The organism is Janthinobacterium sp. BJB426 (assembly GCF_002735705.1).
In the GTDB taxonomy this organism is placed as follows: Bacteria; Pseudomonadota; Gammaproteobacteria; order Burkholderiales; family Burkholderiaceae_D; genus Janthinobacterium.
The window spans coordinates 1-13,835 of sequence record NZ_PDZL01000034.1; the positions used below are offsets into that span (position 1 = coordinate 1).

Consider the following 13,835-nt stretch of genomic DNA (forward strand, 5'->3'; position numbering starts at 1 on the left):
TATGCCTGATGACCATAGCAAGTTGGTCCCACCCCTTCCCATCCCGAACAGGACCGTGAAACAACTTTGCGCCGATGATAGTGCTGCAACCAGTGTGAAAGTAGGTTATCGTCAGGCTTGTTATTCGAAAAAACCCCTTCCGGTGATCCGGTTGGGGTTTTTTTACGTCCAATGATTTATGCATGGCATCGATCGCGTGCTACCTTGAAAGGGATATCTTGTCTGCTGTGCATACACTGGAGCAATTACGCGCTGGCCAACTGGCTGGCCTGCGCCGCCTGAAGCTGTCCTGCGGCTTGACGGACTTTCCCCACGACATCTTCGACCTGGCAGACAGCCTGGAAATCCTCGACCTGTCCGGCAACGCGCTGTCCGCGCTGCCCGACGATTTGCCGCGCCTGCACAAGCTGCGCATCATTTTTTGCTCGGATAACCTGTTTACCACTTTACCTACCGTGCTCGGTTCCTGTCCTGCACTGGAAATGATCGGTTTCAAGGCGAACCGGATCGACCACGTGCCAGCCGCAGCCTTGCCATCCAGATTGCGCTGGCTGACCCTGACCGACAATGCCATCGCAGTCTTGCCGGACGAACTCGGCATGTGCAGTGAGCTGCAGAAACTCATGCTGGCGGGAAATTGCCTCGACAGCTTGCCCGCTTCGTTGGCGAACTGCCGCCGGCTGGAACTGGTGCGCATCGCCGCCAACCGTTTCACGGCGTTGCCCGAATGCCTGCTGTCCTTGCCACGCCTGAGCTGGCTCGCGTATGCGGGCAATCCCTTTACGCAAGCGCGTGAACTGGCGGCCCTGGCCGGTGTGGCTGCGGCGGGCATGGCATGGCAGCGCCTGGAACTGGCGCAGCAGCTGGGTGAGGGCGCATCGGGAGTGATTTACCGTGCCCGCCTGGATGGTGTGGATGAGGTTGCCGTCAAGGTATTCAAGGGGGCCATGACCAGTGATGGCTTGCCGCGCAGCGAGATGGCCGCTTGTGTCGGCGCCGGCGCCCATCCGGGCCTGATTCCCATCCTCGGGACGCTCGATGCGCATCCGCAAGGGGCGCTGGGGCTCGTCATGCCGCTCATCGACACGGCCTTCCGCAATCTGGCCGGACCGCCGAGCCTGGAATCGTGCACGCGCGACGTATATGCCGATGGCGCATGCTTTGATCCTGCGCAAGCCCTGGCCATTGCCCATGGCATCGCTTCGGCCGTGTGCCAGCTGCATGCGCGCGGCATCGTGCACGGCGATCTGTATGCGCACAATATCCTGCATGCGGACGCGGGGGCTTGCCTGCTGGGTGACTTTGGCGCGGCGTCGATGTTTGCGCCCGGTTCAGCGCAAGGGGACTTGCTGCAGGGCATAGAGGCGCGCGCCTTTGGCGTGCTGCTGGGTGAATTGATCGCGCATTCTGCGACGCCCTTGCCCGCCCTGCAGGTCATGATGGAAGCTTGCCTGCAGGAAGAAGTATTGCGGCGGCCCACCTTTGACGTGATCGAGCGGGGCTTGCGGGACATCTTCCCCGCATAAAAAATGGCGCAGCCTTCGCAGGCTGCGCCATTTTTATTTCAGGCTAGCAAGATTCAGCTTGCTACCAGAATTTCTTTTTCCGGCAGGGCGATCTGGTTGTCGACGCTGAACTGGTAGTCCTTGAAGACGTGTTCGGCCGTCAGGATCTGGTATTCGCCGTTGTCGAGCTTGTGCGTGGTGTCCTTCAGGCGATACGTGTAATGGCCGCAGGTCCAGCAGTTGAAGTTGCGCATGTGCGTGCACAGGCAAGTCTTGTCCATCACGACGACGGTTTTTTGTTCCGGATGGGCAGCCACTTCGCGGTTGTACGAATTGATGTACGCGCAGTTACCCGTTGCATCGAGCAGGTAGCCATACGATTCGCAGCCTGGACGTATGCCGGCGCCGATGGCGGGCGTGTTCTTCAGCATGCGCATCGGGTAGCCCGTCGGCGAGACGCCATTGACGATGATGTCTTCTTCCGATGCCTTGTAGTATTCCTGCTTGACCTTGTTTGGCAAGCCGCATTCCTTGGTGACGGTAAAGCGCGTCGCCACTTGCACGCCAGCCGCGCCCGCTTCCAGGAAGGAAACGGCATCGCTGCCCGTGAAAATGCCGCCGGCGGCGATCAGCGGGATGTCCAGCTGTTCCGCTTTCAGGTAGGCCAGCAGTTCCGCCGTGATCGTGTGCAGGTCGTAATTGGCCCAGTCCATGCCGAAACCCAGGTGGCCGCCGGCCAGGGGGCCCTCGACGATGATGAAGTCGGGCAAACGGTCCAGCTTGGCGTTCTTGCGCAGGAAAATCTGCAAGGCGCGCACGGACGAGACGATGATGCCCAGCTTGGCATCACGGAAACGCGGATGGTCGGCCATCAAGGCGAACGAACCGAAGTGCAGGCCGGCGGACAGGGTGATGCCGTCGATGCCGGCGTCCAGCGCCGCATTCAGGCGCACGCGCAAGGTTTCGCGGGGGCCGTTCATGGTCAGCTTTTCCATGCAATTGACGAAGATCAAGCCATCGCCTTTTTTCGCTTCCATGGTGCGGCCGATATGCAGGCGCTGTGCTTCCGCCAGGCGGCCCAGGTCGAACTGCACCACGGCCTTGTCGCTGTTATTGATGTTGAACTTGTACAGTTTCGTCTTGTCTTTGACGAAGGTGGTGTCGAAACGGCGATCCGACACGTCTTCCACCATGGCATCGGAAATATGGCCGATACCGTTCAGCCGGGCCGCTTCCAGGGCCAGCTCCGACGTGGAAATATCCACACCCATTCCGCCTATCATGATGGGCACATATTCTTTTTTGCCAAATCGCAGGCGGAAATCATCAACACGTTTCATTGCTATCCTTAGACTACCGTGGTTATCACTGAGCCAGATGTACGGTCAAGCCCGCTGCCGGTCAGGCGCGCGGGCGCATGTAGCTGTGCGCAGCTTCAATTCTACCCCAAGCGGGCAGGCTCTCCGAGGCAGAGCTTGCCACCATGCCGCGTGAACGCTGGCTGGATCGTGCGCTTGATCGAAATTAATCGCGGAAATTGTTAAATTCCAGCGGCATATCGGGCACGTCCTTGCGCAGCATGGCCATGGCCGCCTGCAGGTCGTCCCGCTTGGCGCCCGTGACGCGCACGGCTTCACCCTGGATGCTCGCTTGCACTTTCATCTTGCTGTCCTTGACGACGCGCACGATTTTCTTTGCATCATCCGATTCAATGCCATTCTTGATCTTGATGATCTGCTTGACCTTGTCGCCGCCGATCTTCTTGATGTCACCTTCGTCGAGGAAGCGCACATCGACCTTGCGTTTGGTCAATTTGTTGGTCAGCACGTCGCGCACTTGGCTGAGCTGGAATTCCGAGTCCGCAAACGCGGTCAATTCGTTTTCCTTGTGCTCGACGCGGGCATCGCTGCCCTTGAAGTCGAAGCGCGTCGTGATTTCCTTGTTGGATTGCTCGACTGCATTCTTGACTTCGATCATATCGGCTTCGGAGACTACATCAAATGACGGCATGGTCTGTTCCTTTTCTTGTTAAAGCGAGCGCACGCTCGGCGCGCTGGGCCTTGGCGGCTGATTCTGCGCCAGGGGACGGCCCTGTTAAAGATGCGACATTTTAACGGACAACGGGCAAGTCGCCCTTGTCCTGAGGTGGTTTTTTGTCGCTTTCGCTCTATAATCGAGCAAAATTTCCCTATCCCATGTCTGCAGAGCTCACCATCGAACACAATTACTCCCTCCAGCGCCTGAATACCTTCGGCATCACGGCCAGCGCGGCCGCCTACGTACGCATCACTTCGCAAGCCGAATTGCAGGCGGCGCTGCAAGATCCGGCCTTGTCCGCCATGCCGCGCCTGATACTGGGCGGCGGCAGCAACATCGTGCTGACGGGCGACTTTCCCGGCGCCGTGCTGCACATGGCCACGCGCGGCATGCGCCTGGCGCAGGCGGATTTCGAGACGATACTCGTCACGGCCGCGGCCGGCGAAAACTGGCACGATTTCGTGCAATGGACCCTGGCGCAGGGCGTGGGCGGGCTGGAAAACCTATCGCTGATCCCCGGCACGGTGGGCGCGGCGCCTATCCAGAATATTGGCGCGTATGGCGTTGAAATCAAGGATTATCTGCATAGTGTAAGCGTCATGCACAGCGCCAGCGGCATCGTCTTCGACATGGACCGCGACGCCTGCCGCTTCGCCTATCGCGACAGCATCTTCAAGCAGGCGGACGGGCGCGAGCTGATCGTGCTGGAAGTCACGTTTGCCTTGCCGGCCGAGTGGCAGCCGAACTTGCGCTATGCGGAACTGGCGCAGGCCGTGGCCGAGCGCAATCTTGCCGAGCCGACGCCGCAACAGGTGGCGGACACGGTGATGGCGATCCGTCGGAGAAAATTGCCGGACCCGGCCGTGATCGGCAATGCGGGCAGCTTCTTCAAGAATCCCGTTGTATCACGAGAGCAATGTCTTGCCTTGTTGGAACGTTTCCCGACCCTCGTGCACCATGCGCAGCCCGATGGCACGGAAAAGCTGGCGGCCGGCTGGCTGATCGATCAATGTGGCTGGAAGGGAAAAAACCTGGGGCCCGCGGGAGTGTATCCCAAGCAGGCACTGGTTCTGGTGAATAATGGCGGCGCTCGTGGCGCGGACATTACCCGGCTGGCGGCAGCGATACAGGATGATGTAGAGGCGAAATATGGCGTGCGCCTGTCGCCCGAGCCTGTGTTTGTCTAAATAGTCAATCTGCGCTTGAAAAAATGCTCAGGGCAAGGCGCATTGCCGAAGACAGTACGAATAGTACGGCGAGGCAGTGCAACGCAGCCATGGACGTTTTTTCTGCGTGGATTAGCCGAAGTGGCAGACGTAGTCGACGGTCTCCAGCGTCTCGATGTCAAAATAGCTATTGCCCGGGATACTGAATTGCGTGCCCGCGGCATAGCTGTGCCACTCTGTCGCATCGGCCAGGCGTACCTTGCACAGGCCGCTGACGATTTCCATGATTTCCGGCGCGCCCGTGTTGAAGCGCAACGAGGACGCGAAAATCACGCCCACGCTTTTCTTCGTGCCATCGGCCAGGATGATGTTGTGCGAGATGCATTTGCCGTCAAAGTAGATATTCGACTTCTTGACGACGCTGACATTGTCCAGTTGTGTGCTCATGCTTCACTTTCCTTGCTGTTAAAAATCAGTCCTGGACGTCAGCGGCGCTCAGCACGCTGTTGCGTCCGCCACGTTTGGCCGCGTACAGGGCCTGGTCGGCGCGGTTGATCAATTCCTCGACCGTCGAGTCCGGCGAAGGCACGATGGTGGCCACGCCGATCGAGATGGTGACGATGCCCGTGCCGGCCGCCGGGTTCTCTATCTGCAAGCCTTCCAGATGGCGCCGGCACGCTTCGGCGATCAACAACGCGCCGGCCGCTTCCGTTTCCGGCAGGATCAGGGCGAATTCTTCGCCGCCGTAGCGGGCGGCCAGGTCCGCCGGGCGTTTCAAATGTTCCGTCAGCACGGCGGCGACTTTTTTCAGGCACAGGTCGCCCGCCAGGTGGCCAAAGTGATCGTTATAGCTTTTGAAATGGTCGATATCGCAGAACAGCAAGCTCAACGGCGTCTTGTCGCGCTGGCCACGCTGCCATTCGAATTGCAGGGTTTCATCGAAGCGGCGGCGGTTGGCGATGCCCGTCAAGCCATCGAGAGCGGCTAGTTTCTGTAATTCAATATTCGCGTCGGCCAGGTTCTTCTGACTTTCCCGCAGGAAACGAAAAGCCTGGTCGCGTTGCAAACGGCTGATGTGGGCGTTGGAATGGTAGCGTATGCGTGCCAGCAACTCCAGGCGGTCCGGCAGTTTCACCACATAATCGTTGGCGCCGACGGCAAAGCTGTGCGCCTTCAGTTTCGGGTCATCCTTGGCCGACATCACGATCACCGGCACATGCGCCAGCGCCGCGTTTTCGCGGTACAGCTGGATCAGGGCGAAGCCGTCGATGCCCGGCATCACCAGGTCTTGCAGGATGACGGTCGGTTGCAAGCGCAGCGCCGTGTCCAGCGCCTGCGTGGCGTCGGTCACGTAATGAAATTCGATATCCTGTTGCTCGCTGAGCATGCGTCGGACTGCCTCGGCAATGATCAACTGGTCGTCCACCAGCAGCACGCTGACCTTGAATTCGGTCAATGCGGGCTCAGGCTGGGTGAAACTGGAGGAGAATTCTGGCATTGCATTCTTTTCAGATGTTAGGGGAGGGCTCCCACCCATTGTTGAGTTTGGCGCCCAGGCGGCTGCGCAGGCTGGCGCCTATTCTATCCAGGGGCAGGATGAGCTGCGCCGCATCGAGTTCGGCCGCCGCGCGCGGCATGCCGTACACGGCACTGCTGGCCTGGTCTTGCGCGATGGTCGTCTTGCCGGCGCGGCGCATGGCCAGCAAGCCATCGCCGCCGTCGCGCCCCATGCCTGTGAGCAATACGCCGATGGCCTCGCCGCGCCAGTGCTGCGCCACGCAGTTGAAGAAGACATCGACGGACGGGCGGTAAACATACTCGCGTGGTGCTGCATCGTAACCCAAACGATAATTTTGATCTAGCAGCAGGTGATCATTGGTCTTGGCGATCAGTACCGTGCCGGACACCAGTTCGTCGCCTTCGGCGATCACGCGCACGGGCATGCTGAGCTGGTCATCGAGCCATTTGGCGAAGTGCGAGGCGAAGGTTTCATCGATATGCTGCACCACCACGATGGCGCAGCCGGGCGGCGCCGTCCAGCCGGACAGCACCTTGGCCACGGCCGAAGGGCCGCCCGTCGAGGCGCCGATGGCCACCAGGGTCGATACCTGGCCGTCGCCCCGTTCGCCGCCATTGCCGTTCGTCTGGCGCGGCGGCGGTGTTTCGGCGCTGTGGCGTATCAGCTTGCCGATGGTCTTGATCTTGGCCAGCAGTTCGCTGTCGCCGCCCACCTGCCCCTGCAGCACGGGGGTGGCCGTGACGTCGAGCGCGCCGGCGCCCAGCGCGCGGAAGACCTGGTTGACATTGTCTTGCGGGCGGCCAGTGACCACCAGGATGGCGCACGGGCTTTGTTCCATGATCAGACGCGTCGCCTCGACGCCATCCATTTCCGGCATGTTCAGGTCCATCAGGATCAGGTCGGGGCGGTTGCCCTCGCACATGCGCACGGCTTCGAGTCCGGTGCGGGCGATCCACAGCACCTGGTGTTCCTGCGTGCTGGCCACCACGCGGCGCAGGGCCTCGGCGGCCATGGGGACATCGTTGGCAATGGCAATTTTCATGAAGTACAACTCATAAGCGGGCATCTCCTATCAGGTCGGCCACCGCGTCGAGCAAGGTCTCGTCGTGGAAGCTGCCTTTGGTCAGGTAATAGTCGGCGCCGGCGGACAGGCCGCGCGCGCGGTCTTCCGGACGGTCCTTGTACGAGACGATCATCACCGGCAGCTTGTGCAGGTGCAGGTCCTTCTTGATCAGCGACACCAGTTCGATGCCATCCATGCGCGGCATGTCGACGTCGGTGATCACCAGGTCGTATTCGCCGCTGCGCACGACGTTCCAGCCGTCGATGCCGTCGATGGCCACGTCGACTTCGAAGCCGCGCGCCAGCAGCAGCTTGCGCTCCATCTCGCGCACCGTCAGCGAATCGTCGACGACGAGGATGCGCTTGGCGCGGCGCTGCTGCGTGTGGCCGGCCTGCGCCAGTTGGTGCAGGCCGCCCTCGTGCAGCAGCTTGTCGATCGACAGCAGCAAATCGGGCACGTCGAGGATCAGTACGGGCTCGCCGTCGTCGAGCAGGGCTGCGGCGGAAATGTCGCGCATCTTGCCGAAAATCGGGTCGATGGCCTGCACCGCCAGGCTTTGCTCGCCGCGGATGGCGTCGACCACCAGCGCATAGCTTTGCTTGCCGCGCCCGATCACCACTACCGGCAAGTCGTCGGCCTGGTTGGCCGCTTCGCCCAGTTCCAGCACCTGCGCCGCCGACACCAGGCCCAGATGCTCGCCCTTGAGTTCAAAGAACTGCTTGTTTTCCAGGGTATGGATGGCCGCTTGCGGCACGCGCACCACGCTTTCCACCTTGACGATGGGGATGGCATAGGCTTCGCCATGCACGTCGACCACCAGCGCGCGCACGATCGATTGCGTCAGCGGCAGGGTGATCAAGGCGCGGAAACCCCGGCCCGGTTCCGATTCCAGGCGCACCGTGCCGTTTTGCTGGCGTATCGTCTCGTGCACGATGTCGAGGCCCACGCCGCGTCCGGACAACTGGTTCGCCGTCGCCTTCAGGCTGAAGGCGGGCAGGAATAAAAATTCCAGCAGCTCGCCCGGCGACAGCGCGGCGGCCATGGCGGGGCTGGCCATCTTGCGCTCGATCACGGACTGGCGGATTTTTTCCAGGTCGACGCCGCGCCCGTCGTCGCTGATCTCGATGCTCAGCATGCCGGCGCGGTGGCGCGCTTCCATGCGTATCGTGCCCAGCGCCTCCTTGCCAGCGTCGATGCGCTCGTACGGGCCTTCCATGCCATGGTCGATGGCATTGCGCAGCATGTGGTTCAGCGGGCTTTCGATCTTCGCCAGGATGTCGCGGTCGACCAGGGTGTCTTCGCCTTCGATTTCCAGCTGCACTTCCTTGCCCAGGCTGCGCGCCAGGTCGCGCACCATGCGGGGAAACGCGTGGATGCCGTCGCGGAAAGGGCGCATGCGCAGGGCCAGCACTTCGTCGACCATGCCTTGTGAAACGGCCAGCAAGCGCCGTTCATAGGTTTCGATGTCGGCGATGTGTTCGAGCATGAACTGCTTCAGGGGCTGCGTCTTTTGCAGCGCCAGCAGCGACTTTTCCATCAGGCCCGCGTCGCCCGAGCGGGCAATGGCTTCGTGCAGGTGCTCGACGGCGGAAAACAGGCTGCTCTGGTTGCGCTTGAAGCGCTGCAGCGCGCCGATGAACGGGTGCATCTGGTGCGCATTGATGCGCGATTCGCTGGCCAGCGACAGCAGTTTGTCGAAGTTTTGCGCCGCTGCCTTGGCAGTGCCAGCACCCGCGCGCGGTGCCGGGGCGGCCGTTTCCGGTTCATCTCCCGCCAAGCCGCTGGCCATGGGAGCCTGCGCTTCAGCCACCGGCGGCGGCAAGGGCGCCGCGGCCGAGGGCAGGGCCGGCAATTCGGGCAGGTCGGCGATGCCGGCGATGGCGTTCAGGGTCTGGTCGATCTGCGTCGCATTCGCGGCCAGCCACGCTTCGGCGCCCGCGTCGTCCAGCCGAGACAGCTGGACGATCAGGTCGACGCCCGACAGCAGCACGTCGACCCGTTCCGGCGTGAGTTTCAAGCGGCCATGCTGGGCGGCAACAAAACTGTCTTCCATGCCGTGCGCCAGTTGCACCACCACTTGCAGGCCGACGATGGCGGCGGCACCCTTGATCGAGTGCGCCGCGCGCATCATCGCCTCGACGGCTGCCGCATCGCCCGCATGGCGCTCCATGGCCAGCAAGCCATCGGTGAGAATCTGGGTCTGGCTGTCCGCCTCCATGCGGAACAGGTCCAGCATGGAAAAGGCACTCAGGTCGCCGTGCTGGTCCTGGCTCATCGTAATAGTCTCGCAAGTTGAAAGCCGATCAGCGCCGTATCGAGGCAGCCGATGCGCAGGTCGCCCTCGGTGATGACGCCGGACAAATAGCGCGACAGGCCCTTGTTGATGGTGGCCGCCGGCGCCTGCACGGCGCCTGACGCATAGCGCACGATGCCGTGCAGGTCGGCCACGGGCAGCGCGTAGGCCTGTTCCTCCCAGCGCATCAGCAGCAGGCGCGCGAACGTGTGGCGGCCCTTGGCCGGTGGCGCGCCCTGTTCGTCGATGCCCAGCAAGTGTGCCAGCGACATGCATGGATACAGCTTGCCGCCGATATTGACGATGCCCGCCAGGCCGCGCCCGCCACGGTGCGGCAGCACGTGCGGCTTGGCCTGTGGCGCCACGGCGTCGAATACGCGCGTGGGCAGTGCCAGCCATTCGCGGCCGATGCGAAACACCAGCGCCGAGCTGTCGCGCACTTCGCCGCCCGCATCGATCTGGCGGAAGTGGCTGGCCCAGTCGCGCTGGTAGTGCTCATCCACGGGACGTTGCAGGTTGCGCTGGGCGGCGCCCGCATACACGTCGCAGTTACGGCAATGCACGTTGGCCGGCAGCTTGGAGCAGCTCTGGTCGCCGACCACGCCGATATGGTTCCAGCAGTCGTCGATGGCGGCGGGGGACTCGGTGGCGATGAGATTTGTCATGCTTGCCCCTTAGTTGGATGCCTGGCGGCGCTGGTAGATGCGCGCCGCGCGCGCCTTCAGGGTGGCGGCGGCCGTGTGGTTGCCATTGCGTTCGGCCAGCAGGGACAGGTGGCACAGCGCCTCGTAGTGGTCGGGCTGCAGGTAGATGCAGCGGCGCCAGTAATCGTCGGCCAGGTCCATCTTGCCGGCCAGTTCATTGATGATGCCCAACATGAAATACGCTTCTGCCGCCTCGGGCACTCGCGCCAGATGGGCGTGGCATTTTTCGCCTGCCTCGCGCAATTGGCCACGGTCGGCCAGCAGGCGCGCCTCGGCCAGCAAATCGGCTTGCGCGGCTTGCGCGGCCGGCGTCGGCACGGACACGGGGCGCGTGCGCGGCGCAGCTTGTGCGACGGGAGCGGCAGTGCGCCTTGGGGCGGGCGGCACGCTGCGCAAGGTGCGCATGGCCGGCAGCGGCGCCACCTGCATGGGGCTGGCCGGCGCCGCCGTTTCCTTCTTCAGGGCGAAGGCCTGGCGAAACTGCAGCGTCGCAAAGCCGTTCTGGCAGAACGATGGCACTTCTGCATAGCCGGCCAGCAGCATGCCGTCGTCGGCCAGCAGGGCGGACAGGTTGTGGATGGCCGCGCGCGTGGTCGGCTTGTCAAAATAGATCAGCAGGTTGCGGCAGAAGATGACGTCGTAGTGGCGGCTGTAGGTGGCGGTGTCGAACTGCAGCAGATTGCCCTGCCTGAAGGTCACCTGTTCGCGCAAGGAGTCGATGATGCGGTAGGCGTCGTCGGCCACGTGCGTGAAATAGCGTTCTCGGAAGGCGACGTCCTGCGCGCGGAAGGCGTTGCGGCCATACACGCCGGCTTGCGCGCGCTCGATGCAGCCGGGACTGAGGTCATACGCGTCGATGCTGAACGCCTGCTTCGGCACGCCGCCGTCGCGCAGCGCCATGGCCATCGAATACGGTTCCTCGCCGCCCGCGCAGGGAATCGACAGGATGCGCGTGGCGCGTCCCCGCGCCCAGCGTTCCTGTACCAGTTCGACGGTGGCGTAGAACGCCTGCGGGTCGCGGAACAGCCATGATTCCGGCACCACCACCAGCTCGATCAATTGCGTCATTTCGGCCGGCGTGAGCGCCTGCAGGTAGGCCTCGCTATCGCTGAAGCCCGTCTGCTCCATGCGCTGGCCGACGGCCCGCTCGGCCACGGACTTGGAAACGGACAGGCCGGTCGCGCGGCGCAGCAGGGCTTGTGCCGTCATGCTGCACTCGCGTCTTGAAACAGCAGCGCACGCACGTCCGGCGGCAGCAGCTGTTCGAGTTCGACCAGCTGCACGATGCCGGCGGCGTCGCTGGCCACCTGGCCAAGGAAGGGGGCCGTAGCCACGCCGCTATCCTCGAGCTTTTCCGCAGCGATGTCGGCGATGCCGCGCACCTGCGTGGCCAGCAAGCCCAGCGCATGCGTGGTCCCGCCGGGCGCGCGGTAGTCGACGATGACGATGCGCGTGTCGAATTGCGCGGCGGCGGCAGGCAGTCCTGCCAGGCGCGACAGGTCGATCACGGGCACGGGCGTGCCGTGCAAGTCCATCAGGCCGGCCACGTAGTCTGGCGTGAGCGGCAACTGTTTCAGCTCCAGCAACGGCAAGACGCGCACGATGCCGGCCAGGGGCAGGCCATAGCGGTCGCGTCCGATGTGAAAGAGCAGTACTTTCATGGGATCAGATGGTGACGGCGAAGGACGACACGCTCGACTGCAGGTCGCCTGCCGCATATTGCAGCTGGTGCACCGCCTCGCTGGTGGCTTTCAGCGATTCCACCGTTTGCTGCGTGGCGTCGTTGAGCTGCATCATGGTGTCGGAAATTTGCGACGCGCCGATCGCCTGCGACTGCATGCCTTGCAGCACGGCATCGAATTGCGGCGTGAGTTTCTGCACCTGGTCCATCACGGACGACAGTTGTTCCGCCACTTGCCGCACTTCGCCCACGCTGCGGCGAATTTCTTCCGAGAATTTATCCATGCCCATCACACTGGCGGACACGGCCGACTGCATTTCCTTGAGCATTTGCTCGATATCCCAGGTGGAGACGGAAGTCTGGTCGGCCAGGCGGCGGATTTCCGTCGCCACGACAGAAAAGCCGCGGCCCGCTTCGCCCGCTTTTTCCGCCTCGATGGCGGCGTTCAGCGAGAGGATGTTGGTCTGGTCGGCCACCTTGGTGATGGTGATCAGTACGCTATTGATATTGCTGGCTTTTTCCGACAGGGCCGCCAGCTTGGCGTTGATGGAATCGGTGGCCGAGACCATGTGCTGCATGGTCGAATCCATGCGCTTGAGGTTGTTTTGCGCTTCGGCCGTGGCATTCGTCGTGTAGTCGGCCACGGCGGTGGCGTCTTCCATGGTTTTGAGCAACTGGCTCGTGTTGGCCGAGATTTCCTTGGTGGTGCTGAGAATTTCCACGCTCGTTTGCGCTTGCTCAATGCCCGTGGCTTCCTGCTGGCGTGCCGAGGCGGCGATTTCCGTGGCGGACGTCGTCACCTGGATGCCGGCCTTTTGCACATTGTTGAGCAGGCTGCGCAGATTTTCGAACATCTTCGCCAGGCCATTGCCCAGCTGGCCGATGGCGTCGCTGCCCGTGATGCTGACCTTGCCCGTCAGGTCGCCCGAGGCTGCCTTCGACACCACTTCCAGCAGCGAATCGACCTTGGCCCGCAAGCTGTTGGTGGCAGCCAGTTCATTGGCCTGATTGTCCTGGATGGTTTGCGCCATGCGGTTGAATTCTTCCGTCACCTTGCCCAGCTCGTCGCGCGAGAGGATGGCGGCGCGCGCGCTTTGCTCGCCGCCGGCGATGCGCCCGACGGCGTCCGTCAGGCTGTTCAGCGGACCGAGGATGGAACGGCCGAGCAGGTAGGAAATACCCAGCGCCAGTACCACGCACAGCAGGCCGCCCAGTGCCAGGGTCAGCAGCATGGTTTCCTGCAATTTCGCCGTCGTGGCCGTGCGTTCGGCCAGCAAGCGGGTTTCTTCGGCGGCGACTTCGTCGAGCAGCTTGTTCGCTTGCGCGACGGCCGGGTAGCCGGTCGGCGGCATGGTGCGCGCCACCGATTCCGTGGCGCCCGGCGCGTTGCCCAGCGCGCGGCGCTTCTCGATCAGGGGATTGATCCACTCCTTGACCCAGGTGGTGGTCAGCGCATCGATCTTGCGGAAGCGCTCCGACTGCAGCTTGTTGTCGACCGTCATGCTGATGGCTTTTTGCGTGTGCTGCGTCAGCACCGCCATCTCGTCCGTTTCCGGGTTCAGCGAAGCTTCGTTGCCGGTGAGAATGAAACCGCGCGCTTCCACCTGGATTTGCAGGATGGAATTGTGAATCTTGTCGATCTCGACCAGCACTTCCATCGTGTGGCGGTCCCAGGCATTGGCTTCCGACAGGCGCGAAAAGCTGTTGTAGGCGACGGCCAGCAAGATCAGGATGATGGCCACGATGGAGCCGAAGCCCAGGTACAGTTTATTCTTGATACTCAGGTCTTTGAACATGGGAGGGCTCCGGAAGCGGGAAGGTCAGCACAATTGCACTGTAGCATTTTGCCACGCAGACAGCAAAATGG

Annotated in this window: 12 protein-coding genes and 1 rRNA gene; 3 read left to right on the top strand and 10 right to left on the bottom strand. The window is 62.5% G+C overall.

Features of this window, described 5'->3' with window-relative positions:
* Nucleotides 1-4 precede the first annotated feature (4 nt).
* Together rrf and CSQ93_RS27655 are read left to right on the top strand one after the other, a co-directional pair.
* Nucleotides 5-117 (top strand): 5S ribosomal RNA (gene rrf / locus CSQ93_RS27650).
* Nucleotides 118-227: 110 nt separating this feature from the next.
* Nucleotides 228-1,526: a leucine-rich repeat-containing protein kinase family protein gene (locus CSQ93_RS27655; protein ID WP_233516377.1), complete on the top strand. Its 1,299-nt coding sequence runs from the start codon at nucleotides 228-230 to the stop codon at nucleotides 1,524-1,526.
* A gap of 53 nt (nucleotides 1,527-1,579) precedes the next feature.
* Here the strand turns inward: CSQ93_RS27655 and CSQ93_RS27660 are convergent, their stop codons facing one another.
* Together CSQ93_RS27660 and CSQ93_RS27665 are read right to left on the bottom strand one after the other, a co-directional pair.
* Complete coding sequence (locus CSQ93_RS27660; protein ID WP_070277935.1) at nucleotides 1,580-2,845, bottom strand: nitronate monooxygenase; 1,266 nt, start codon at nucleotides 2,843-2,845, stop codon at nucleotides 1,580-1,582.
* 184 nt (nucleotides 2,846-3,029) lie between these two features.
* The gene (locus CSQ93_RS27665; RefSeq protein WP_099380789.1) at nucleotides 3,030-3,515 is read right to left on the bottom strand and encodes a YajQ family cyclic di-GMP-binding protein; all 486 of its coding nucleotides are present in this window, start codon (nucleotides 3,513-3,515) and stop codon (nucleotides 3,030-3,032) included.
* A gap of 185 nt (nucleotides 3,516-3,700) precedes the next feature.
* Here CSQ93_RS27665 and murB point away from each other — a divergent pair, with 185 nt between their 5' ends.
* Nucleotides 3,701-4,729, top strand: a complete 1,029-nt coding sequence (murB, locus tag CSQ93_RS27670) for a UDP-N-acetylmuramate dehydrogenase (protein ID WP_099380790.1) — start codon at nucleotides 3,701-3,703, stop codon at nucleotides 4,727-4,729.
* A 111-nt stretch (nucleotides 4,730-4,840) separates the two neighbouring features.
* Here the strand turns inward: murB and ppnP are convergent, their stop codons facing one another.
* From ppnP to CSQ93_RS27710, 8 genes are read right to left on the bottom strand one after another with little or no spacing between them, the layout of a single operon-like run.
* Complete coding sequence (gene ppnP, locus CSQ93_RS27675; RefSeq protein WP_099380791.1) at nucleotides 4,841-5,155, bottom strand: pyrimidine/purine nucleoside phosphorylase; 315 nt, start codon at nucleotides 5,153-5,155, stop codon at nucleotides 4,841-4,843.
* Between the two features lie 25 nt (nucleotides 5,156-5,180).
* Entirely contained in the window at nucleotides 5,181-6,206 is a 1,026-nt protein-coding gene (locus CSQ93_RS27680) for a diguanylate cyclase (protein WP_099380792.1), read from the bottom strand.
* 10 nt (nucleotides 6,207-6,216) lie between these two features.
* Complete coding sequence (gene cheB / locus CSQ93_RS27685) at nucleotides 6,217-7,269, bottom strand: chemotaxis-specific protein-glutamate methyltransferase CheB (protein WP_099380812.1); 1,053 nt, start codon at nucleotides 7,267-7,269, stop codon at nucleotides 6,217-6,219.
* A gap of 10 nt (nucleotides 7,270-7,279) precedes the next feature.
* Nucleotides 7,280-9,565 carry a hybrid sensor histidine kinase/response regulator gene (locus tag CSQ93_RS27690; protein ID WP_099380793.1) on the bottom strand — a complete coding sequence of 762 codons (2,286 nt, stop codon included), beginning with the start codon at nucleotides 9,563-9,565 and terminating at the stop codon, nucleotides 7,280-7,282.
* The gene (locus CSQ93_RS27695; protein WP_099380794.1) at nucleotides 9,562-10,248 is read right to left on the bottom strand and encodes a chemotaxis protein CheW; all 687 of its coding nucleotides are present in this window, start codon (nucleotides 10,246-10,248) and stop codon (nucleotides 9,562-9,564) included. The genes CSQ93_RS27690 and CSQ93_RS27695 overlap by 4 nt, the downstream gene beginning before the upstream one ends.
* A 9-nt stretch (nucleotides 10,249-10,257) precedes the next feature.
* Nucleotides 10,258-11,496 (bottom strand): CheR family methyltransferase, encoded by a 1,239-nt coding sequence (locus CSQ93_RS27700; RefSeq protein WP_099380795.1) that lies wholly within the window; start codon nucleotides 11,494-11,496, stop codon nucleotides 10,258-10,260.
* Nucleotides 11,493-11,948, bottom strand: a complete 456-nt coding sequence (locus tag CSQ93_RS27705) for a chemotaxis protein CheW (protein ID WP_099380796.1) — start codon at nucleotides 11,946-11,948, stop codon at nucleotides 11,493-11,495. The genes CSQ93_RS27700 and CSQ93_RS27705 overlap by 4 nt, the downstream gene beginning before the upstream one ends.
* A 4-nt stretch (nucleotides 11,949-11,952) precedes the next feature.
* Entirely contained in the window at nucleotides 11,953-13,764 is a 1,812-nt protein-coding gene (locus CSQ93_RS27710; protein WP_099380797.1) for a methyl-accepting chemotaxis protein, read from the bottom strand.
* Between the last annotated feature and the right edge of the window lie 71 nt (nucleotides 13,765-13,835).